The organism is Clostridium sp. HMP27 (assembly GCF_000765165.1).
GTDB lineage: Bacteria > Bacillota > Clostridia > Clostridiales > Clostridiaceae > Clostridium_AK.
In genome coordinates, this window is sequence record NZ_JMFY01000058.1 from 1 (window position 1) to 24171 (window position 24171).

General features: G+C 30.7%; 22 protein-coding genes and 1 pseudogene. 4 read left to right on the plus strand and 19 right to left on the minus strand.

Translation table 11 applies throughout. The features are described 5' to 3' along the window. The 4 genes and pseudogenes from DP68_RS17955 to DP68_RS17970 form a co-directional block, all read right to left on the minus strand. A pseudogene (locus DP68_RS17955) lies at positions 1–238 on the minus strand (pyridine nucleotide-disulfide oxidoreductase); the annotation flags it as partial. Between the two features lie 407 nt (positions 239–645). Continuing rightward, positions 646–1461 (minus strand): ABC transporter ATP-binding protein, encoded by an 816-nt coding sequence (locus DP68_RS17960; protein ID WP_035311822.1) that lies wholly within the window; start codon positions 1459–1461, stop codon positions 646–648. Positions 1462–1498: 37 nt separating this feature from the next. After that, positions 1499–2542: an aliphatic sulfonate ABC transporter substrate-binding protein gene (locus DP68_RS17965; protein ID WP_035311824.1), complete on the minus strand. Its 1044-nt coding sequence runs from the start codon at positions 2540–2542 to the stop codon at positions 1499–1501. 29 nt (positions 2543–2571) lie between these two features. Continuing rightward, a complete protein-coding gene (locus DP68_RS17970) occupies positions 2572–3348 on the minus strand; it encodes an ABC transporter permease subunit (protein WP_081957325.1) in 777 nt (258 codons plus the stop codon). 403 nt (positions 3349–3751) lie between these two features. Between DP68_RS17970 and DP68_RS17975 the strand changes: the two genes are divergently transcribed. Beyond that, positions 3752–4642, plus strand: a complete 891-nt coding sequence (locus DP68_RS17975; protein WP_035311828.1) for a LysR family transcriptional regulator — start codon at positions 3752–3754, stop codon at positions 4640–4642. A gap of 23 nt (positions 4643–4665) precedes the next feature. On the opposite strand, the gene DP68_RS17980 is transcribed toward DP68_RS17975, so the two are convergent. From DP68_RS17980 to DP68_RS18020, 9 genes are all read right to left on the minus strand, one after another. After that, positions 4666–5193, minus strand: coding sequence for a YeeE/YedE thiosulfate transporter family protein (locus DP68_RS17980; RefSeq protein ID WP_035311829.1), 528 nt, complete (start codon positions 5191–5193; stop codon positions 4666–4668). Positions 5194–5210: 17 nt separating this feature from the next. Further along, complete coding sequence (locus DP68_RS17985; RefSeq protein WP_035311830.1) at positions 5211–5435, minus strand: sulfurtransferase TusA family protein; 225 nt, start codon at positions 5433–5435, stop codon at positions 5211–5213. 1 nt (position 5436) lies between these two features. Then, positions 5437–6132 (minus strand): YeeE/YedE thiosulfate transporter family protein, encoded by a 696-nt coding sequence (locus DP68_RS17990; protein ID WP_035311831.1) that lies wholly within the window; start codon positions 6130–6132, stop codon positions 5437–5439. 141 nt (positions 6133–6273) lie between these two features. Then, the gene (locus DP68_RS17995; RefSeq protein ID WP_035311832.1) at positions 6274–6600 is read right to left on the minus strand and encodes a hypothetical protein; all 327 of its coding nucleotides are present in this window, start codon (positions 6598–6600) and stop codon (positions 6274–6276) included. 137 nt (positions 6601–6737) lie between these two features. Further along, entirely contained in the window at positions 6738–6935 is a 198-nt protein-coding gene (locus tag DP68_RS18000) for a cold-shock protein (RefSeq protein ID WP_035311833.1), read from the minus strand. A gap of 209 nt (positions 6936–7144) precedes the next feature. After that, positions 7145–8809 (minus strand): ribonuclease J, encoded by a 1665-nt coding sequence (locus DP68_RS18005; RefSeq protein WP_035311834.1) that lies wholly within the window; start codon positions 8807–8809, stop codon positions 7145–7147. Between the two features lie 35 nt (positions 8810–8844). Then, the gene (locus tag DP68_RS18010) at positions 8845–9207 is read right to left on the minus strand and encodes a NifB/NifX family molybdenum-iron cluster-binding protein (protein WP_035311836.1); all 363 of its coding nucleotides are present in this window, start codon (positions 9205–9207) and stop codon (positions 8845–8847) included. 124 nt (positions 9208–9331) lie between these two features. Continuing rightward, positions 9332–10840: a DUF1846 domain-containing protein gene (locus DP68_RS18015; protein ID WP_035311837.1), complete on the minus strand. Its 1509-nt coding sequence runs from the start codon at positions 10838–10840 to the stop codon at positions 9332–9334. A gap of 285 nt (positions 10841–11125) precedes the next feature. Beyond that, positions 11126–12268 carry an acyl-CoA dehydrogenase family protein gene (locus tag DP68_RS18020; RefSeq protein ID WP_035311838.1) on the minus strand — a complete coding sequence of 381 codons (1143 nt, stop codon included), beginning with the start codon at positions 12266–12268 and terminating at the stop codon, positions 11126–11128. A gap of 237 nt (positions 12269–12505) precedes the next feature. Here DP68_RS18020 and DP68_RS18025 point away from each other — a divergent pair, with 237 nt between their 5' ends. Together DP68_RS18025 and DP68_RS18030 are read left to right on the plus strand one after the other, a co-directional pair. Next, entirely contained in the window at positions 12506–13762 is a 1257-nt protein-coding gene (locus tag DP68_RS18025) for an MFS transporter (protein ID WP_035311839.1), read from the plus strand. 92 nt (positions 13763–13854) lie between these two features. Continuing rightward, positions 13855–14520 (plus strand): HD domain-containing protein, encoded by a 666-nt coding sequence (locus DP68_RS18030; protein ID WP_035311840.1) that lies wholly within the window; start codon positions 13855–13857, stop codon positions 14518–14520. Between the two features lie 80 nt (positions 14521–14600). Here DP68_RS18030 and DP68_RS18035 read toward each other — a convergent pair whose 3' ends face one another. Both DP68_RS18035 and DP68_RS18040 read right to left on the minus strand, forming a co-directional pair. Next, positions 14601–15629: a hypothetical protein gene (locus DP68_RS18035; RefSeq protein WP_052085900.1), complete on the minus strand. Its 1029-nt coding sequence runs from the start codon at positions 15627–15629 to the stop codon at positions 14601–14603. A gap of 11 nt (positions 15630–15640) precedes the next feature. Continuing rightward, entirely contained in the window at positions 15641–17128 is a 1488-nt protein-coding gene (locus DP68_RS18040) for an MBOAT family O-acyltransferase (protein ID WP_035311841.1), read from the minus strand. Positions 17129–17418: 290 nt separating this feature from the next. Between DP68_RS18040 and DP68_RS18045 the strand changes: the two genes are divergently transcribed. Further along, positions 17419–18456, plus strand: a complete 1038-nt coding sequence (locus tag DP68_RS18045; protein WP_035311842.1) for a M42 family metallopeptidase — start codon at positions 17419–17421, stop codon at positions 18454–18456. Positions 18457–18564: 108 nt separating this feature from the next. On the opposite strand, the gene DP68_RS18050 is transcribed toward DP68_RS18045, so the two are convergent. From DP68_RS18050 to DP68_RS19805, 4 genes are all read right to left on the minus strand, one after another. Then, positions 18565–19989, minus strand: coding sequence for a potassium/proton antiporter (locus tag DP68_RS18050; protein WP_035311843.1), 1425 nt, complete (start codon positions 19987–19989; stop codon positions 18565–18567). Between the two features lie 173 nt (positions 19990–20162). Continuing rightward, entirely contained in the window at positions 20163–21605 is a 1443-nt protein-coding gene (locus DP68_RS18055; RefSeq protein ID WP_035311844.1) for a TrkH family potassium uptake protein, read from the minus strand. Then, positions 21556–22962, minus strand: a complete 1407-nt coding sequence (gene trkA / locus DP68_RS18060; RefSeq protein ID WP_035311845.1) for a Trk system potassium transporter TrkA — start codon at positions 22960–22962, stop codon at positions 21556–21558. Before trkA ends, DP68_RS18055 begins: the two co-directional genes overlap by 50 nt. Positions 22963–23396: 434 nt before the next feature. Next, positions 23397–23873 (minus strand): hypothetical protein, encoded by a 477-nt coding sequence (locus tag DP68_RS19805; protein ID WP_035311846.1) that lies wholly within the window; start codon positions 23871–23873, stop codon positions 23397–23399. Between the last annotated feature and the right edge of the window lie 298 nt (positions 23874–24171).

Here is a 24171-nt window from a genome sequence, read left to right on the forward strand (position 1 = left end):
TGTGTACTCTAGCATCTATATTGTATTGTGCTAAGAATTTACTTGGATGCATTAAAACTAGATCTTCTGATTTTTCTACAGTTCCACTTAAATGGTATGGTAAGCAGCAGTTTGAAAATGATACATGTGGGTCTCTTTCAAACATTATTATTTTATCCTCTTCACCAAGTCTTCTAAGTCTTGCTGCTGTGGATGCCCCACCTGCAACTCCACCTACTATTAAATATTTTTTACTCATATCCTATACCTCCATATTTTATGTTAATTTTTATACTATTTACTCCATTTTAATACTTTGCCTTCTAAAGAATAATTAACAATTTTCTTATTATCTTTTAAATAATAAAAGATAAGCAAATACAAAGTTGTCAATAAACCCACAAAATGCTTTGTAGAGATATTCATATTGTTTGTTAATTTCCTCTCAATCACAATGTTAATTATAATACAATATTATAGGTTTTAATAATAAATAAGAGTTATATACCATAAGAGTTTTTTATATATGAAAATTTATATAATAACCTTTTATATATTAAACTTATATAAAAATTTTTTAAGCAACATGAAAACACCTTATAGATAAACGTTAAGAAAGTTTATCTATAAGGTGTTATTTAATATACTTTATATACTTTATATGCTTTATGTAAATTTCAGTTCTTCATTCTGACAATTAATAATATCCAATATTTCATCTCTTATCTCCATATATTCAGATGTATATCTTGTATTTTCATGATTTACATTTGAAATGCGATAAGTGAAATCTGCATAAAATTGCTTGACAATTTTGCCTGGCCTACTTGACATTACAATAATTCTTGTGCCAAGTGCCAATGCTTCATCAACATCATGAGTAATAAGAAATACTGTATTTTCTGTTTTAGTCCAAATTCTTCTTATTAAAGTTTGCATATTTTGTCTTGTTAGGGCATCTAGTGCTCCAAATGGCTCATCCATTAAAATCATTCTTGGTTTATTTACTAAAACCCTTGCAAGGGAAGCTCGTTGCTTCATTCCTCCAGAAAGTTCATAGGGTTTATGCTTTTCAAACCCTTTCAATCCAACAAGCTCTAAGTACTTGCTAGTTAATTCATCAATTTCATTTTGTGGAAATTTCCTCATTTTTGGGCCAAAGGCCACATTGTCTTTTACATTTAACCATGGGTATAGGGTAGGACTTTGAAAAACCACACCTCTGTGCCAATCTGGTGTATTAATAATTTCATTATCCATTTTAGCTTCACCCTCTGAAGGTTTAAGAAATCCTGCAATAATCTTTAACAACGTGCTTTTACCACAACCCGATGGGCCAAGTACACATATAAACTCCCCCTCCTTAATATCTAAATTTATATCTTGAAGAGCAGTTACATCATCTTTTGCCCCGGAGTATCTTAAATTTACATCTTTTAATGTTATAACATTCTCTGATTTATCTTTCAATATTTGATTCATGGTAAATTCTCCATTTCTATCGTACTACTTTAAGCTTTTATTGTTTTAAAGCATTTTCTATATATGATGGATTTACAGAATCTTCAAATGTAGATATTTTGGGTTCATTTATAAGGCTCTTTTGTTTATATAAGAAATCTGCTGTATCTTTCAACGAATTTACTAAGTTACCCTTTTTAGCACTTGTTCCAAAATAAGCAGGATCCAATTGCTCCTTAGCAGTAAGCCAAATAGAACCTTTCATTTGCTTTAAAGCTTCTTCTTCTGTAATATTTAGTTCTTTGGCAATTATTTTAACCGCCTCTCCTTGATTTTCATTATATAGCTTAACAGCTTTATTCACCGCTTTTATGTATTTTGATACCATGTCTGGATACTTCTGTGCAAATTCTCTTCTAACAACTTCTACATTAGATGTAACAACGCCCTTTGATGCCATATCCTTACTTGAAATCAACATCTTACCATCTTTTAAAAGATTAGAAAGTGTAGGCTCCCATGCATAAGCTGCATCAATGTCACCTCTTTGCCATGCTGCGTATATCTCAGGCATTTGCATATCATATAGTGTTACTTCCTTTTGTGAGATACCATTTAATTCTAAGGCCTTTAATAAACTATAATGTGTTGTTGTAGTAAATGGTGTAGCAATCTTTTTGCCTACAAGATCCTTCACTGAATTAATATTGGAATTTTTTTTAACTACTAATTTCTCTGCTTCTCCAAGTACTTCATGTATCCAAATCGTTTCTATATCAATACCACTGGCAATCCCCTGAGTTGCAGAAGCTGACCCAAGTAAGGCAAAGTCAATATCCTTTGAAACAAGAGCATTTCTTATGTCACCTGCTTCAAATTGAATAATATTAACTTTAACCCCAAGTTCTTCTTCAAAGAAGTTCTTTGCTATAGCAATTTTTTCATCATTAGGCATTACTTGAGTACCTATATTTACAACCTTCGGCGCCCCTGTTGAAGTTGTATTATTTTCTATAGGTTTTTTTGAAGTCCCACATGCTGCAAATAACGATGATACTATAGTTAGTATTATAATATTTACTACTAACTTTTTTACTCTCATGATTATCACTCCTATTTATATTATATTTTTTATTCTTTACCCTTCCAAGGAACAGCTTTATGTTCAATAAGTTGTATACTTCTATCTAGTAAAATGCCCGTTATACCCATTATAATGATTCCTAAGAAAATGATGTCACTCCTCAAGTAACGACTTGCATCCAATACCATCCAACCTATTCCAGAATTGGCTGCAACCATTTCAGCAGATACTAAGGTGGTATAAGCAACACCTAAAGCTGTCCTAAGTCCTATAAATATATCAGGTAAACTTGCTGGAAATATTACATGAATAAATATTTGCAATTTATTAGCACCTACTATATAAGCACTATTTATATAATCTTCTTTTATCTTTATAACTGCTGCTACACAAGAAATGTAAATAGGCGCAAAGCAAGCCAAGAATAAAAGTGCAATTTTAGACTCATTTCCAATTCCTAACCATAAAACTAATAGTGTGTAATAGGCTAATGGTGGCAATGGACGGTAAAACTCTATAACAGGTTCTAAAAGAGCCCTAATCTTTGAATTATACCCACTTGCAAGTCCCAATGGAACTGCAAGAATAACGGCACATACAAAAGCAATAATAAGTCTTTCCAAACTTGCTCCTAAATGCTCTAGCAATGTGTAATTCTTATATCCATTTTCCATAATATCAATGAAAGCAATCCACACGGATTGTGGAGATGGTACTAATTTAGGGTCAACCCATCTAAGTCTTGCTCCTATAAACCATATGGCTAAAATAACAAGTACTGTTCCAAAAGCTAACATCTTTTCATATGTATTTTTTTTATTCACCATTATTCCTCATTTCTTTTTAGGCTGTACTATAATAAAGAGTATTAAAGTGCTACGAACTTCATATGAATTTGTAATTATACTTCAAACCTTTATGTTCTTCAGGTGTCCAAAGCATTACTACTATAGCATAAAAGAAGTTAGATATTTCACTAACTCCCTTGTCATATAAAAATTATACAATTTAAGCATCCTTGTTAATTTTATCTCAATCTCTCTTTTAAATTATAATATAGTGTTATATATTTTTATAATAATTATTCTTTATACTATATAAGAAATCGTTATACTCTAACTTTATCTTCTAAAATACTTCTATGTTTTGTTTATTTTTATTTGGAGTAATGATACAATATACTCTAATACATAAAAACTATCTTTAAACTTTTAGCGGGGTGAGATTATGAATCTTGAACATCTCCAAGCATTTTATGAAACTGTAAAATGTAATAGTATATCCAAGGCAGCTGAATCCCTTCATCTTACGCAACCAGGACTTAGCATGCAACTTAAAAATTTAGAAAAGGAATTTGGAGCAAGGCTTTTAACCAGAAGTAATAAAGGAGTAGAACTAACAGAAGAGGGCAAAGTTGTATTTAACTATGCTGATACTATTTTATCTATTAAAGGAAATATTGAGAGAGATCTTAAAAACTTGCAAAAGGATACTCCCAAGCTTATAATTGCTTCTTGCAAAAGTGTAGGTGAATATGCTCTTCCTTGCAGCATTTATATATTTAAAAAACTTTATAAAGAAGTAGATATAGATATGAAAGTTATAAATTCCACTGAAGTTATACAGAAGTTGCATGATCACACTATTAATATAGGGATTATTCAAGATGATCCAATGACAGATGATATAATCATAAAAAAGGTAATTTCGGACGAATTGATTTTGGTTGGGAAAAACGCTAATGATAAAAGAACAATTTCCATAGAAGAGTTGAAAAAGTTACCATTGATTTTAAGAGAAAAAACTTCAAATGCTAGACATCTTGTTGAAACAGCCTTAAAAGAAAAAGGGGTTGGTATAAAGGATTTAAATGTAATATATGACTTAAATTCTCCTGAAGCTATTAAATCTTCTATTTCTGCAGGAAATGGATTTTCCTTTTTACCAAAATTGATACTTCAAAAGGAATTAAAACAAGGTATACTTCAGGCAATTGATATAGAGGGTATTAAGATTAATTTTGATTATAACATTGCTTTTAGAAAAAACTACACATTTACCGAATACGAGAAAAGATTTGTAGATTTTATCATCTCTAATAAAAGAGGTTTTTGCTAAAATAGGAGGAATATACTTCCCTCCTATATCAAAAATTTCTTTATAATTTTAATTCCTGCCCAAGCTCCTAATGTCACAAAAATCCAAAAAAACCATGCATGTAATGAAAAGGATGGAATTCCGCTAAAGAAACTTCCTATATTGCATCCACCAGCAATTCTAGCACCATACCCCATTATAATACCTCCAATAAGAGCAAATATTGCTTGTTTCTTATCCTTAACTTTTTTCCACTTAAATTGAGAGGCTAATAGTGTTGCCATTAGAGAGCCTACAACTACAGCAATATCTAAAATTACATATTTATTTATAAATATATTATCGCTTACAATTATATCTCCATAGTTACTCCTAAAATAATTAAAGTAGTCCCATTTAAAAGGCTCTAATCCAAGCCATTGTAAAATTCCAGCACTCCACAGCATAAATCCACTAGTTACATGCCAAGTCATACCACTTACAGCTAATAAAATTACATTTATTAATCCAAGTAAGATTCCACCAACCCAATATGGCCAAGGCTTTTTTAACCACTTTATAATAGAATCCATTTTTTCCTCCTATGTCTCTATGGTTTTTGAATGTACACTTCTAAATCTCCATTTTCTATTTCAACAACTTTCACAGGATAATTATTTTGCTCTCCCCATTCTTCTACAATAACTCCAACACAACTTTGATCAGATTTTAAAATCAAAATATCTCCAGACTTCATTGTTTTTAATTCTCTTATTGCCTTAATCAAAGGAACAGGACATGCTTCATACAAACAATCAAGCTCTTTTACTTTCATATTAATTCCTCCAAAATTTATCTCTTAATGCTTTTTCATATTTAGATGCACCCTTATAGATCATCATTAATAAAAACATTTGCACTACGACAACAACCTTTAAGTCTACATATTGCGGAAAATAAATTATCTTAGTATTTTTAATAATGTGATCATACCAAAACGGATAATCATGAATTCCAAGCGTACTTCCTATAAAGAATCCTAATAAAACAATCCATTGCAATGCATGACCTTCCCCAATTCTCATAAGCACTCCTGAGGCACATCCTCCTGCAATAGTCATCCCAATTCCAAATAAGAAAGCTCCAATCATGATATGAATTCCCCATGAGGTTACAGAGCCAGGAATATATGTATAATCTACAATATGGCCTTTAAAATACAAATATTGAATTACTGCGAAACCTAAGGTACTAACCATCATTCCAAGAAGCATTGCTTTTAATAATTTTACATTACCAATCAATAGAGGATCTCTAATAGCTGCCGAAAAACAAAATCTAGAATATCTTAAGACAATTCCAATTGAAATACCTAAAATCCAATATGCAATATATTCTTGGTTAAGTTTCCAGAGTATTATACAAATAACTATTGAAATTATAAATACTATAATTGCATAAGGAATTTGATTTTTCTTGTTACCACCTTTATCATTACGTTTTTGTATTAACATATCTATTTCATTTGCCAAAATACCACCCTCCTTTAACATTGTAATTTCCCCGAAATTCTACATCACATATTATATCAAAAAAATAATGAAAATAATGACAGTTATCTATAAAGTTAAACAAAAACTTTAAATAGACAACTGTCATCATTTATAAAAGCATTATTTAATGCCCTTCATGTTTCCTTTAAGTGCCTTTACACGACCGTTTACATAATTCATCAATTCGCGCTTATCATCCTTCACACTGTTAGGAGCATTGGACACTATATTAATAAGGTCTAATCTATTCATCTTCACGTCTTCAGCAATTTTATAAGCTAAACACCTATTTTTTACTTTCCAGTAGGTATTATTAAACTCTACCGCTTGTCTTTTGTTATAGTATCCTTTTTCTACGCCAAATTCAAATAAATCAGCAGCTACTTCTAATTCCTCTAAATCTTGAACTTCTAGAGTTTCATTAATAAGATCTTGAAAGTTCTTCATTATAGCACCCTTTCTTTCATTATGTAATAATATTTTGCGCTTTTGCTCCTCATAATATACTTAGTATATTATTTTTCCATAGTATAAACTTGAAAAAACCTGAAGACTTATCTTCAGGTTTTTATTATTTTAACAAATTAAAGTATTGTTATATCTTCAGCTTGAGGACCTTTTGCTCCATCAACAACATTAAAAGATACTTTCTGTCCTTCTTCTAAAGTCTTGAATCCTTCTTTGTTGATTTGTGAAAAGTGAGCAAATACGTCATTTCCCTCTTCTGTAGTAATAAATCCAAATCCTTTTTCTCCATTAAACCATTTTACTGTACCAGTCATTATTTCTTACCTCCGAAACTTCTATTCCTTTAATTCTTTATAAAAAGTAAATTACAAACAATTTTTTTCATAAAAATGTTTATTTAGTAAATCATTACTTCTGAATTAAGGTTCTATATTAGTATATACCATATTAAAAATTTTTCAAGTGTTTTTTGATAAATATATTTATCAAATTACATATTTATTTTTAAAATCACCACATTAATCTAAATTTCCATTATGATAGGCAAAATAATTGGTCTTCGTTTTGTTTTTTCATATAAAAATCTTTCTGTTGCACTTTTCATGTTACCTTTTAATACATACCATTCAATAACTTTATTTTCTAAGCAGCCACTGAGCTCTTTTTTGACAATTTCTTTTACTTCATTTATCAAAGCTTCTGATTCCTTTGCATACACAAATCCCCTAGTTATTACATCAGGACCTGCTATTATACTATAAGTTTCTCTTTCTAAAGTTACAACAATTGTAAGCATTCCATCTTCGGCTAAGTGCTTTCTATCCCTAAGAACTATATTGCCAACGTCTCCTACTCCAAGTCCATCCACAAATACAGATCCTGTGTGAACCCTTCCGGATATTTTTGTTTCCTTATCTGATAGCTCTAAAACTTGACCTGTTTCTAAAGTAAATATTTGTTTTGCATCCATACCTAGTTTTTGTGCTAACTTTGCGTGATGTTTTAAATGCCTATATTCGCCATGAACTGGCATAAAGTACTTAGGATGAACCAAAGTATGAACAAGCTTTAATTCTTCTTGGTATGCATGCCCTGATACATGTACTTCTTCTAAATCATCATAAATTACCTCTGCGCCCTTTCTAAACAACTCATTAATTACTCTAGATATAAACTTTTCGTTGCCTGGAATTGGAGATGCAGAGATGATAAATAAATCCTTTGGTTCAATTTTAATTTTTCTATGATTTGAAAAAGCTATTCTAGCTAGCGCTGCCATAGATTCTCCTTGGCTTCCTGTGGTTATTATAGTTATTTTTTCATTAGTATAATTTTTAACTTCATCTAGAGTTATCATAGATCCTTCTGGAATATGTAAGTATCCAAGTTCCATAGCTACCTTTGATACATTTTCCATACTTCTCCCACTAAAGGTTACTTTTCTCCCATATTCAACGGATGCATCCACTATTTGCTGCATTCTATGAATATTAGAGGCAAATGTTGCCACTATTACTCTTCCTTCTGCATTTGCAAAAACTCTATTAAAGGTTTCTCCTATAGACTTTTCTGAAATTGTATGTCCAATACGCTCTACATTTGTACTATCAGCCATTAAAAGAAGTACTCCCTCTTTTCCTAAAGTTGAAATACGCTCTAAATCCATTACTTTGCCATCAATAGGCGTGTAATCTATTTTAAAATCACCAGTGTGCAATATAACCCCAATAGGTGTATGAATAGCAAGAGCACAGGAATCTGCTATACTATGAGTTACTCTAATAAATTCAATGCTTAAATTTTCTAGCTTTATTATGTCAGAAGTATTTACTACGTTAAGCTGACAATCTGAAATCAATGCATGTTCTTCTAATTTAGTTCTAATCATACCTAATGTTAAATTTGTACCATAAATAGGCGCATTTAACTGTTTTAAAATATAAGGAAGTGAACCTATATGATCCTCATGACCATGAGTTATAAAAAAACCCTTTACCTTTTCCTTATTATTTAGTAAATAAGTTATATCTGGAATCACTAAATCTACACCATACATATCTTCGTCTGGGAACGCTATACCACAGTCTATAACAATAATTTCATCTTTATATTCAATTGCTGTTATATTTTTGCCTATTTCCCCAAGCCCTCCCAAGGGAATAACCCTTACACTATCTTCATTCTTCACTTAATCACCTCATTCACTTAAAAACTTATTTAATTTTAATGACTATGCTCACCATGGCAAGCACAAGTAGTTTCCTTATTAACTAGATCACCTTGTAAATATTTCTGCATGATATCCTCAATCTTTCCTGATGCACCTTTTACAACTCCTAATCCCTTTTCTTCTAAAGCATTGTATGCATTTTCTCCCATACCACCTGCAATAACTACTGAAACTCCCTCATTTTCAAGAAGATCTGCTAACCCCTCATGGTTATGCTGCAAGCCTTCTGTAGAAACTTCTTTAGTATGAACAACTTTATTTTCTCTACCCTGATCAATATCTACAATAGCAAAGCATGTGCTTCTCCCGAAGTGCTGATTTAACATTTCTCCATCTTTAGGTAATGCTATTTTCATTTAAATTCACCTCATATTTAAAATTTATTTTCTAAATATAATTATTCTCATTTTTAAATATAATATTACATTAATAAAAATAAAAAAATAAACCTTAAGATTTCTCTAAAGGTTTATTTTTTTATTACATATTATAATAAAGACTTTCTGAAGCATATACAGGGTCACAAGTTATATCTATCCCAAGCTTTCTAAAGGTTTGTTCATCATTTCCGCTTATGATAGCAGTTGAATGAGCCTGACATCCTTTAAGCATTGATAATTTCTCCATAGCTACTTGTGCTGTTGGATTTGTAACAGCACATATGCTAAGTGCCATTAAGATTTCTTCAGCATCTAAAGATGTACTTCTATTACCTAGTGTTTTTGATTTTAAATTTGTAATTGGTTCTAATACAACTGGTGAAATAAGATGTATTTCATCAGATATATTCCCAAGATATTTTATAGCATTTAAAACTACAGCAGCAGTTGCATCCATAAGTTCTGAGCCTTTACCTGTAATTATTGTACCATCATTAAGCTCTAAAGCTACCACTGGACAAACATCATTTTTATCAGCAGTTTCTTTTAGCTTAGAAGAATATTCTCTTGATGGTATAACTACTTTTCTATCCTCAGGTTTTAAATTAACCTCTTCCATAATAAGCTTTATTCTTTCAAAAGTTTCCTTATCTAAGTAACCCTTTTTGTATTCACAACTTGTTTTAAAGTATCTTCTAATTATTTCTTGTTTAGAAGCTTCCTTAACAACTTCATCATTAACTATTCCAAAACCTACTCGATTAACTCCCATATCAGTTGGGGATTTGTACATAGACTCCTTGCCAGTTATCTTTTCTATTATCTTTTTAAGAACTGGAAATAATTCTAGGTCACGATTATAATTTACAGACATCTCATTGTAAGCTTCAAGATGGAAAGAGTCTATCATATTCACATCTTTTAAATCTACTGTTGCTGCTTCATAAGCTATATTTAAAGGATGCTTTAAAGGAACGTTCCATACTGGGAATGTTTCAAATTTTGAATATCCTGCAACTCTACCTCTTTTGTTTTCATGATAAAGCTGGCTTAAACAAGTTCCAAGTTTTCCGCTTCCTGGTCCTGGTGCTGTTACAACAACTATAGGCTTTGAAGTTTCAATATATGGGTTTGCTCCATATCCTTCGTCACTTACAATTGTATTAACATCTGTAGGATATCCCTTAGTTGGAGCATGTTTATATACTTTTATTCCTCTACGTTCAAGCTTGTTTATGAATACAGTTGCAGCTGGTTGATTTTCATATCTTGTTATTACAACGCTATTTACATCTAGCTCATAGCCTCTAAGCTCATCGATAAGTCTTAAAACATCCATATCATAAGTGATGCCAAAATCTCCCCTTATCTTGTTTCTTTCAATATCTCCTGCATATACGCAAATAACTATTTCCGCTTTTTCTCTTAATTTATGTAGTAATTTAATTTTTACATTTTCATCATATCCTGGTAAAACTCTTTTTGCATGAAAATCTTGTAAAAGCTTTCCACCAAACTCTAAATATAATTTATCATAATTATTAACTCTTTCTAAAATATATTTAGATTGTTCTTCTAAATACTTCCTATTATCAAATCCAATATTCATTTTTAACGCCTCACTATCTATAATAATTATTTAACTATTTGGTGATTGATATAATTTAGTAAATAGCAACAATTAATTCGTATTTACGACATTTTATTATGACATAAAACTTAATTAAAGTAAATAGAATGAGGAAAATTACTGTATTTTTTTTATTAATTAAATATAAAAATAATCATTATAGATGTTTTTATGCTAAAACCATATTTTAATAGATACCGGTTAATAAATAACCTCTAGCACTAAAAAAGTTGAGGATAGCAATTTATGCTATCCTCAACTTTTTTACTTAAATATGTCTCCACTTATAATTAATTTTTGAATTTCATTTGTTCCTTCATATATTTGAGTTATCTTTGCGTCTCTCATCATTCTTTCAACATGATACTCTCTCATAAAACCATTTCCGCCCATCATTTGAACAGCTTCAACAGTTACATGCATAGCTGCATCGGTGCATGCAAGTTTTGCCTTTGCAGCTGAAACTGAATAAGGTTTTCCTTCATGCTTATCTATTGCTGCTTTATAAAGTAAATATTTTGCTTGTTCTATTTCTAAAGCTAAGTCAGCCATCTTAAAAGCTAACGCTTGATTTTTGCATATTGGTTTTCCAAATTGAACTCTTTGTTTCATATATTCTTTTGCCATATCAAAAGCACCTTCAGCTATTCCAAGTCCCTGAGCAGCTACTCCAATTCTTCCTCCGTCAAGAGTTTTCATAGCAACCTTAAATCCTTGTCCTTCTGCTCCACCAAGTAGATTTTCCACTGGAACTTTTACATTGTCAAATATAAGCTCTGCAACTTGTGCTGCTCTTATTCCGCACTTATTTTCAAGTTTTCCTATTGTAAATCCTTCATATCCCTTTTCTAATATAAATGCTGACAGTCCCTTTACGCCCTTAGTTCTATCAGTCATGGCATATACTACAAAAACATCTGCTAAAGGAGCATTTGTTATGAAGCATTTTGAGCCATTTAATATATAATAATCTCCTTCTCTCACTGCAGTTGTAATAGCATTTGCAGCATCTGAACCTGCATTAGGTTCAGTAAGTCCAAAGGAACCTAATTTTTTACCTGAAAGCAAATCTGGAAGATATTTTTTCTTTTGCTCTTCACTGCCACCATTCATTATTGAGCCGCAACATAAAGATGTAGTAACAGAGTAACTAATACCTAATGATCCATCTATCTTAGAAATTTCTTCAACAGCTAGTGCATAGGATAAATAATCTCCGCCAACTCCACCATATTCTTCTGCATAAGGTAGTCCCAAGAATCCCATCTGCCCTATCTTTTTATAAGCTTCTAATGGAAATCTACTATTTTCATCATTTTCTATTACCTGTGGTAATAATTCTTTCTGCGCAAAATCTCTAGCCGTCTTTTGAATCATTAATTGATTTTCATTTAGTTCAAAATTCATACACATATCCCCCTAGTTTTCTATAATTTAAAAATTAGTTGTGTTAATATATATGTCATTTAATTGTTAATAATTACTATTTTATACCAAAATATGTAAACTGTCTATATGAATTTATTGATAAAATTTTTTTAACTAATAAACAAATTATCCATAAAAACCAATGCCATTCAGTGTCTTTGCCTAGACAACCTTAAGAAAATAAGAGTATACTTATATATGAATTAGGAGGATATCATGTTATTAAAAAATGGATTTAAAGACATTTCTAACAACGCTTTATTATATTTATGCAGTATAACATTTTTTTATATTTCTTCAGGAGCTTTTAATATGCTCCAAGGAATATATATAAAAGAATTAAATTATGGGGAAAGTTATCTCGGCACCTTGCTGAGTTTAAAAATACTAGCTACAGCTGTATGTTCAATTCCATGTGCTGTATTTGTAAATAAGCTGGGTAAGAAATATGCCTTGCTTTTTGCCTTTATTTTTGTACCTTTAATGAATATTTTTCAGGTATATTTTAACACCAAAGGCCTTATGCTTATGTTTGCAATTATACAAGGTGGATTCACTGCTTTATTACTGGTTTCAGAAGGCCCCTTTCTTATGGAGAATAGTATAGAAAGAAGCAGATTAAAATTATTTAGCATCTCTTTTGTTACAAATGTATTTTCTAATATGATAGGTTATCTTGCCTTTGGAGAAGTGTCTCATAAATTAGAGCTTAAAATTAGTTCTATAGAAGCTTTAAAATCCTCCATAATTATTTCAGGAATAATCGGATTTATAGCTTGTTTCTTTATAATAAGAATAAAAACTTCACTTAATACTACTAAAGGTGCTAATGACTCAGATATAGAAACTAAGGAAAGCTTAATTAAAACTTATTTATATATATTAAAGCAAAGACATCCCTCTCAATATGTTTTATACAATTTTATAATAGGTTTTGGTGCTGGTCTCGTAGTGCCTTACTTTAATGTTTACTTAAAATATAAGATAAATATCTCTACTGAAACTATAGGATTTATAATGGCTTTGGCTCAAGGTGCTATGGGGGTAGGAGGACTTATTACTCCAATTATGGCTAAAAAGTATGGAAAAATAAACACTATAATCATCTGCCAAACTCTTTCAGTACCCTTTCTGATGCTCATAGCCTTACCCCCTTCAGTAGTAATTGTATCCACAGCATTATTTATGAGAAATGCACTTATGAATATGGCAGGCCCTATCATCTCTAATCTAGCCATGGAAATGGTTGATAGCAATCATGGGCCTATGTTTTCTAGTATAATAAATATTTCTGGAAACCTAAGCAGGGCTTTAAGTGCCATGCTATCAGGATTTATAATGAATCACCTAGTTAATGGTTATGAAATCCCCTATTTTATAACTGCCATTGTTTATATAGGAGGAACAATTTATTTTTATAAATGTTTTAAAAATGTAGATAAACAAAATAAAGGTGTTATTAGGGAAATTTAATTCATTAGTCTTCAGCTCTTGCTCATAGCATTTAAGTGAAATTATTTGATAATACTATGTAAAGATAATAAATTGTGAAAGAAGGTATTTTGTTGGAAAAGCTTACTTATGAAGATATAAAAAACAATGCAGAAATACAATCATACATACAATGGGCTGATCGCCTTTTAGAGGTCTTAGGAATAACAAAACATGACACAGGTCATGTTACAAAAGTTGCAGATACGGCTTCTAAGATACTAGCAGAATTAGATTATGATAAACGAACAATAGAACTTGCCAAAATTGCAGGATATATTCATGATATAGGCAATATGATAAACAGAGAAGAACACGCTCAAACAGGAGCTGTTTTATGTTTCAATATTTTAACAAGACTTAATATGCCTCCTGATGAGATTGCACTAGTAGTATCTGCCGTTGGAAATCATGATGAAGGTACTGGCTGCGCTGTTAACCCCATATCTGCTGCATTAATTTTAGCTGATAAATGTGATGTGCGCCGAAGCAGAGTTAGAAATATAGATTTTGCAACCTTTGATATACATGACAGAGTAAACTACGCAGTAGAACATTCCGAAGTTTGTGTTAATAAAGAAAATGGTTCCATACTATTAGATTTAAAAATTGATACTACCATTGTTTCATTAATGGATTATTTCGAGATATTCTTAACTAGAATGACCATGTGTAGAAAAGCAGCAAATTTTTTAAATTTAAAATTTGAACTTGTAATGAATGGAACAAAAATAATCTAAACAAAAGACTGTTTCTAAATAATCGAAATGATTATTTAGAAACAGTCTCTTTATTAAAGTTTAGTTGCTGTAACTTTCTACTATTTAGCAGAGGCTTCTACTTTCAGATACTTATCATAGTCTTTTTTCCAATCAGCATATTTCTCATCATTTCTATGATCTTCTAAATCATAATTTTCTTTTAAAAACCTTCCAAAGTGAGTCGAAACCTTATTAGAACCCCAAATATTCATATGTCCTTCGTTATACATATCATCTTTAAAGTCAAATCCTATTTCATCAAATAAGTTATTATAATTTATAAATGGAATATTATTTTCTTTTGCAATTTCCGCTACCCTATTAAACATTTGAGCAGGTTCTTTATGCCAAGTGCTCATATTAGCTGTACTTGTATAATCATGTGGTGCATTTGTAAATATTAACCTAAAACCTTCTTTTTGGGATAGCTCTATAATTTTATATAAATACTCTTGTGTTTTAGGGGGAATCTCTGCAGTTTTTGTTTCTTTAATGTCTGACAAAGTGTCTTTTCCGTATACCTCACGACCAGCACCAAAGCCTTTTTGATAATACGTGGTTGAAGTATCATAATTAAAATCTTTCTCTTCTAGTTCCTTCCACCTATCATGGTATTTTATAATTGGCAATAAATAGCTTAGCCACTGATCTTTTGGTGTACTGCTTACAACAGCTTGTACCTTATTTACCGAAAACCTCATATTATCCAAAATATATCTAATATATCCCTCTTGACCATACTCTTCTGTTAAACCTAAATAATATAAATCTACTACTACAATTGGATTTTTATGTTTTTTTAAAACTTCTTTAAGTAAATAATATGTAACATCTATAGGCTGTCCTCCAGTTCCATAATTAAAGCTAGTTATCCCATACTCATTCCATAGCACATTAGGGTTAATTGATGAATCCATATGACTTGATCCCATTAAAATAACATCGTATTCACCTCTATCTTCATATACTCCTTGAAATATTTTACTGCGATGACTTACCTTTAGTATAAAGATAGAGTTAAGCGCATAAATAATCATGGTTAATATAATTATAAAAATGCATCCTTTTAAAGCTATCTTTTTAGCCATGGATATTCCTCCTAAAATTGAAAATAAATAAACTGCTGTTTACTATATTCTGGTCCATATACGCCAAGTATTAAAATAAAGATAATAGCCGTAAAATATACTGCCCATCTAAATCCTATATTTTGTTTTGAAAGATCTATATGGACACTTTCAGTTGCTTGAATGTAATTTACAATTAAAACTATAATTATACCTAGCACTGCTACTTTAAAATCCTTTGAATCCAATCCCAGGCTATAAATCTCGCCTGAATAAAGTATCCATGGATTGAAATAAGCCATATTCTTAATTAACATTTTGGCCCCAGTAAAGGAATTCGCCCTAAAAAATATCCATGCAAAATCAACTAGTACAAAATTTGTTAGTACTTGAAAAAATTTAAAACTAAATATATCAGTTTTTATTTTAAAAGCATCTATGATTTTTTCTTTAACTGGTTTTAAAATATTTTCTATTACTTGATAAATACCATGTAATCCCCCCCAAACTAAAAAATTCATAGATGCTCCGTGCCATAGTCCACTAACTAAAAATACAATCATTATATTAGCATAATTTCTAAGCTTACTACACCTATTTCCTCCAAGGGGTATATAGAGATAATCTTTAAACCAGCTGCTAAGACTTATGTGCCAACGCTTCCAAAACTCCTTTATTGATCTTGAAAAATAGGGTTGTTTAAAGTTTACAGTTAACCTAAATCCCATAATTTCTGCAGCACCTCTTGCTATATCCGAATAAGATGAAAAATCACAGTATATTTGAAATGCATAAAATATAGTAGCTATAATTATTTCTAATCCTCTATATTTACTAGGATTATTGTATACAGTATTAACTAATATAGCTAATCTATCTGCAATAACTATCTTCTGAAAGAAGCCCCATAGCATTAAAACCAAGCCATTCCTTACTCTATAGTAATCAAATGAATGCTTTTCATCAAATTGATGTAATAAGTTTTTTGATTTTTCTATAGGTCCTGCAAGCACTTGAGGAAAAAATGATACAAACAAGGCATATTTAACCATACTTTTTTCTGCTTTAACATCTTTTCTATAGATATCCATAGTATAACTAAGAGCTTGAAACGTATAAAAAGATATTCCTACAGGTAATAAGTAATCAAATGATGAAATTATAACTATTACATCATTTAAAGAAAGCACCCTCTTTATACTTGATATAAAAAAGTTATAATACTTAAATAAAAACAAAATGCCTAAATTACTTACAATACTCATTAAAACCCAAAACTTTTTTAACTTAATTGATTTATCTCCATCGCTTATTCCATTTGCTTTTTCTATTAATAGTCCACTAAAATATGTTATTATAGTGGTCGTTCCGATTAAAATTGCATATTTAGGATTCCAGCTCATATAAAAATAATAACTACTTATAAGCATCCACACTTTACGAAATTTAAATGGCATTAAAAAATATATAAGAACTACAATAGGGAAAAATACTAAAAAATGAATTGAATTAAATAACAAAACTATTTTACCTCCTTTAACTATTTATCAGATTTCTTTTTAACTCTATACTTATTTTTATGCGATTATCCAATATAGTTAACTTACCTAAATGCTCGGCAACTTCGTAATGTATTTTACTCTTATATTGTTACAGGCTTGTTACAACTTTGTATTATTTTACTTATCATTCATATCTAGATACTTTTCTGCATAATTATACTAAAACCTACTATTCCAAATGAATCTATGTAATGCACTGTAAAGTTGTGGTAAAATACAATTAAGACTTAAACAAAGGGGTGCTTTACATGAATTACAATGAAGAACAAATTAAATATTACTTAAGCAATATTTTAACTACACCAAGTCCTAGTGGATATACAAAAAAAGTAATAGCTTACATAAAAAAAGAACTAGATATTATAGGCGTATCTTATGAGCTTACTAATAAAGGATGCATTTTGGTTACATTACCTGGCAAAGATAAACAAAATGGAAGAGTACTATCTGCTCATATAGATACTTTAGGCGCTATGGTTAAAGGTATAAAATCTAATGGAACTTTGTCCCTTGCTGCCATTGGAGGTTATATGATGAACTCCATCGAAGGTGAAAATTGCATAATAGAAACTTTAGATGGCAAAGAATTTACTGGAACGATTCAAAGCATTAAGCCTTCTGTACATATAAGTGGCGATGAAGCTAGAGAACTTAAAAGAACTGTAGAGAACATGGAAATTGTATTAGATGAGAAAGTGTTTTGTAGAGAAGATACCTTAGAACTCGGAATTGAGGTTGGTGACTTTGTATCTTTTGACTCAAGAACTGTTTTTACTCCAAGTGGCTTTGTGAAAAGCAGGCATCTAGATGATAAAGCAAGTGCAGCAATACTTTTATATGCTATAAAATACTTGGTAGATAATAAAATAGATTTACCTTATACTACAAGCTTTTTTATAACAAATTACGAAGAAGTTGGACATGGAGCTGCTGCAATTCCTCATAACACTAAAGAATTTATAGCTGTAGACATGGGTGCACCAGGACTTGATCAAAACTCCTCTGAGTATGCAGTATGTATTTGTGCTAAAGATTCTTCTGGCCCATATGATTTGGAAACTCGTAAAAAACTTATAGATTTATGTAGAAAAAATGATATTCCTTATAAAATAGACATTTATCCTTACTATGGCTCAGATGCTTCCTCTGCCCTTCGTGCTGGATGGGATATTAAAACAGGACTTATTGGAACAGGAGTATTTGCATCCCACGGCTATGAGAGAACTCATATGGATGGAATTTTAGCAACTTTAGACTTAGTAATTAATTATTGTAAAGAAGATTAATTACTCTATACCTTGATGAAATTTATATAAAAGTATATAACTCTATATTATAAATATATTAGTCATTAATATCAGAAAGCTCCCACAATTTTCAGGGAGCTTTTCATCTTAATTTAATAAATGTGTAAATTTTTCTAAGTTGTTAGCAGTAAAAACTAAAATATCTCCTAGCTTTATAATGGACGATCCATTTGGGATAATTATTTCATCCTTTCTTTTTATCATAACAATCAATATTTCATTAGGTATCTTTGATTCTGAGATAGTTTTATTTATTAAGCGGTTGTCTTCTTTTACAGCATACTCTACTAACTGTGTGTGTATTTCATCTTGATAGTCATTGAAGGTTTTAAATACTGAAGCTTCATCTTCTACTAAATCCAGACCTTTTGCCATTGTTGGAATCATTGTTCCTTGAACGACAACTGAAAGCAAAGCTATAATGAACACAGTATTAAATATTTCATTTGCTATAGCAAGATTATTGGTAAGCGCATAGGTTGCAAACACAATAGACGCTGCTCCTCTAAGTCCGACCCAAGATACTAACACTTGCTGCTTTATCGGAGTTTTAAAAAAGCTTAGTATACTCATAACTGCAATAGGCCTTGCTACTAAGAGTAAAAATACAGCCACAAGCATTCCGGACACTAAAGCTGATGGTAATTGGGATGGAAAAACCAATAATCCCAAGGTAAAGAATAAAACGATTTGCATGAGCCATGATATCGCATCAAAGAAATGCACCAAATTTCTCTTATTTGGAATTTTGCTATTCCCCATAATAATTCCAATTATATAAACTGCCAAAAATCCATTTCCACCAAGCCATTCAGTTACTGAATATCCAAGTATAGCTACGGATACGGAAAAAATTGGGTATAGCCCATCTATTTCAAAGTTAATATTCTTTAAAATAAATACAGAAATTATGGCAATAATAAAGCCAATGGCTAAGCCGAAAATAATTTGACGTGATAGCAAACTAATTATTGATTGCTGCTGATTATTTGTTATCAAAGATACTATAATAACAGTCAACATATAAGACATAGGGTCATTACTTCCGCTCTCCATTTCAAGCATGGAAGCTAACCCACCTTTTAAATTTAATTTTTTTGATCTTAAAATAGAAAACACTGAGGCTGCATCTGTAGAAGAAACTACTGATCCTAGAAGCATTCCTTCCAGTAAAGTGACCTTTAAAATAAAATGAGCAAATAAACCAACTAAAAACGCTGTCATTACAACTCCCAGTGTTGCTAAAAGTATTGCTTGAGGAGCTACAGATTTTGCCGTATTCCAGTTAACACCAAATCCTCCATAAAACATAATAAAGACAAGCCCTATATTACATATTTGTTGAGCGAGCATTGAATTATCAAAATATATTCCACCTATCCCTTCTGAACCTAAAAGCATTCCTAAAGTTAAGAAAATCATTAGGGTAGGTATTCCAAATCGATATAATAATTTGCTAGAAAGTACACAAATAAGCAATATTATCCCTGATAATAACATTATTTGAACCATAAAATCCTCCTCTCATAAAGACATTTATTATAATCTATTATTACATTATAATTATACACTAGTTATGTATAAATTAATTTACATAGTAAATATATTTACTAAACATTCATATTTTCTTCAAAATTCCATAAAAAACACCTCCTAAAGATTAGGAGGTGCCTCAATGACCATTACTATTTCTTCCAGAATTCTGGGACAAAAAGTAATAATATAGGATAAATTTCAAGTCTACCTATAATCATACACATAGATAACACTATTTTACTTAAATCAGAAAAGTTCACAAAGCTTCCCATAGGACCAACTGCTTCTAGTCCTGGACCAACATTCCCTATAGATGTTGCAACAGATGATATTGTTGTCATTGTATCAAAACCTTCCAAAGAAACAATTAAAATTGCTCCAAGACATATAGCCATATATATAAAGAAAAATGATGTTATACCTTTAAGAGTGTCTTCGTCTACAGACTTGTCTCCAAACTTTACAGTATACACTGCTTTGGGGTGGATTATTTTCAACAACTCTCTTCGTATAACTTTAAAAAGTAATAAAAACCTAATGTTCTTCATTCCTCCTGCTGTTGATCCAGCACATCCACCAAAAAACATTAAACTTAGCAAGATCATTTTACTGAAAAGGGGCCATAGGTTAAAATCCGTGGTAGCATATCCTGTAGTTGTAATAATAGAAACTACCTGGAAGGAGGAATGTCTTAAAGATTCTCCAATGGTTTTAAAAATACTTCCATGAATATTTAATGTTATCAATACAATCGAAGTAGAAACCAAACTAATATAAAATTTAAATTCCTCGTCTTTAAAAATCCCCTTGATGTTTCCTTTTAGCGCCTGATAATATAGAGAAAAGTTTCCACCACATATAAGCATAAAAAATGTAATTATAATCTCTATCCATAAATTATTGTATGCTCCGACACTCACAGCCTTATTAGAAAACCCTCCAGTTCCTACCGTTCCAAAAGTATGTATAAGCGAATCATACCATGTCATTCCAGCCATTTTAAGTAATATGGCTAAGACAATAGTAACTATTATATATATCCCATATAAGATTTTTGCAGTTTGTCCAATTTTAGGTACTAGTTTACCTGGATTGGGGCCCGGACTTTCAGCTTTCATAATTTGAAGAGTGCCCGCTCCTGCAGAGGGAAGTATTGCTAGCGTCATAACAAGCACCCCCATGCCTCCAACCCAATGAGTAAAACTTCTCCAAAATAAAATTCCATGAGGCAATGCTTCAATATTAGTGATTATGGTTGCACCAGTAGTTGTAAATCCAGAACTCGACTCAAAAAAACTATCAACAATGGAGGGTATTGCTCCACTAATTACAAAAGGGAGCGCCCCGAAAAATGAAGTAAGCAGCCATCCAATTGCTACAATTGCAAAGCCATCTCTTGTATAAATATTTTTATTCTTAGGCTGATTAATTAAGCCTAGTACACCTAGTGATAACAAAATTTCAATTGTAATAGCAAATGCCTTGGCATCATATCCCCCATGTATCATTGCTACCAACAGCGATGGAATCATTACAATTCCTTCACAGGTTAATAATATTGCCAAGCTTCTTAATACCATTCCAAAATTCACTATTTATACCTCCATTTAAGCTATTAATCAAGTCATGTAAATCGTTTATATTTTTATCTTTAGCTATAACAATAACACGGTCTCCATCTTGTATGCTATCATTACCATTAGGTATGATAATTTTGTCCTTTCTAACTATTGTTGCAATAATAACATCTTGCTTAAACTTTATTTGCTTTAATGGAGTATTTAAAAGCTTACTTTCTTTATTTGCTATAAACTCAAGTATTTCAACTTTTCCTTGAACTATTCTATATAAAGACTCTATATTATTTCCTCTTACATATTTCAAAATTTGATTTGTAATAATCTCTTTAGGACTTATTATATTATCAATTCCAAGACTACTTACAATATTGTTATATCTTGTTCTACTTACCTTTGTAATAACCTTTTTAACTCCATTTTGCTTGGCCATTAAAGAAGATAAAAGGTTCTCTTCATCCATTCCTGTAGCTGCAATAAATCCATCTATGTCCTTTATATTTTCAGACAACAAAAATTCTTCATCTGTGCCATCTGCATTTATAATGAGCACCCTGGGTAGAAGTTCTGAAAGTTCTATACACCTTTCTTTATTGATTTCAATGATTTTTACGTTCATGCCCATGTCGCATAGATTATTTGAAAGATAATAAGCAATTCTACCTCCACCAAGTATCATAATATTTTTTAATCTCTGTGGTAAAATTCCAGCTATTTTGCAAAAATTATAAATACTAGATGATTTTCCTATTACATGAATTTTATCATCTTCATTAATTATAAATTTCCCATTTGGAACAATTATTTTATCTCCTCTTACTACAACTCCAACTAGTACAGAAAGATTAGCTTTTCCCACAATTTTTTCTAGACTTTTACCTACAATAGGCATGTCCCTTGTAATCTTAAGTTGAACAAGCTTTACTCTCCCCTTAGCGAAATGCTCTACATTTATTGCTGGAGAAAAATTAACCATTTGCGCAATTTCATCTGCTGCAGCAAGCTCTGGATTAATAATCATTTCAAGTTCTAATTCTTCCTTTAATAATGAAAGCTCTCTTGCATATTCGGGATCTCTAATTCTTGCTACAGTATGAGCTGCCTTTAACTTCTTTGCAGTAAGACAACAAACCATATTTACTTCGTCACTATTTGTAACTGCAATTAGTAAATCTGCTGCACTTACCCCTGCTTCTAGAAGTGTACTAGTACTGACTCCACTTCCTTTAATGCACATGACATCTAAGTTTTCTTCTGCTTTTCTTAAGATTTCAGGATTTTTATCAATAATTGTTACATCATGCCCTTCTTTTTCTAGGTTATCTGCCAAATTATAACCTACCTTACCTGCTCCAATAATTATAATTTTCATCATAGCCTCCAAAGTTTTTCTGTACATTAAATGCTTAGTTAAAATATGTACTTTTTGTTAATTGCTCATAATTAATATCATTATAAGACTTTGTACGTTTTACTTCAACATCCTAATATCTAAATCACCTATAGTTTTCTTAAGAAATAGCTGTTTCTTTCTCTTTATTATCACTTCTCTTATTTGAGGTACTTAAAATATATGTATTTGTGGAAATAAATATGCTTTTAGATAAGTTCCTAATTAACAATATATAAAAAAGGGCTATCTCACAATTTATATCTTTACATTGTGAGATAGTCCTTTTTAATCACGCACATCAAATTCATTGTAAATCTAATTTTCTGCAATACTATTAGAGTTACTATCATAGGTTTTAATGAATTCACTTGTCTTTAGAAGTTTGTGTTTCCTTTCGAACTTGTTTTATATACCTATACCTCTATAGCTTCTTCTTCGTTTTCCTGCATAACTTCCTGGGTGGTTTCATTATATTCAGCTGTTTCAATATCTTGTATATTATTAATATCGTCTTGTAATTTACTTTCCTCTAGTAAAATACTTTCTTCAGCAGCATCATTACAATCATCAACTTTAGTCAACAGCATTAAGTATTTTGAAGTCTTTTCATTGATTGCACCAATACCTAATAAAGCAAATGCTATACCTCCATATACCGCAACTGATTCGCATACTCCAGGTAATAATTGCGATGGAATTATTTGACTAGTAACTAAGGCATAGTCATACCCTTGGGCTACATATTGATTAACAGTATTTCTAAACAGAATAATATTATTAACTAATAATGTAACTCCAGCTATAGCTACAATTAAAGCAATAATATACAGAGTAATTGTAACAGTAGATTTTTTTGATTTTTTAGACACCTTTTCATCTTTAACTTTCATAATAGTTTATCTCCATTTCTGCCATAAAGGCCTGTACTATAAATATAATTTTATTATTTTTACATGTGCTTTATCCATTAATTAATATTACTGAGTTATTGTTACAATTGAGTATCAATATTATCAACATTTTATAAAGAGACGTCTTACTTTGATTTTATATACCTAAGCTTCTAACCTTACTATTACAGAATGATTTCTATTTCCATATATTTATTAACAATTGAACTATCATAATATATTTACCCTATGTTATAATGCAAAAGAAATATATTCTTTCATAATAAGACAATATTTT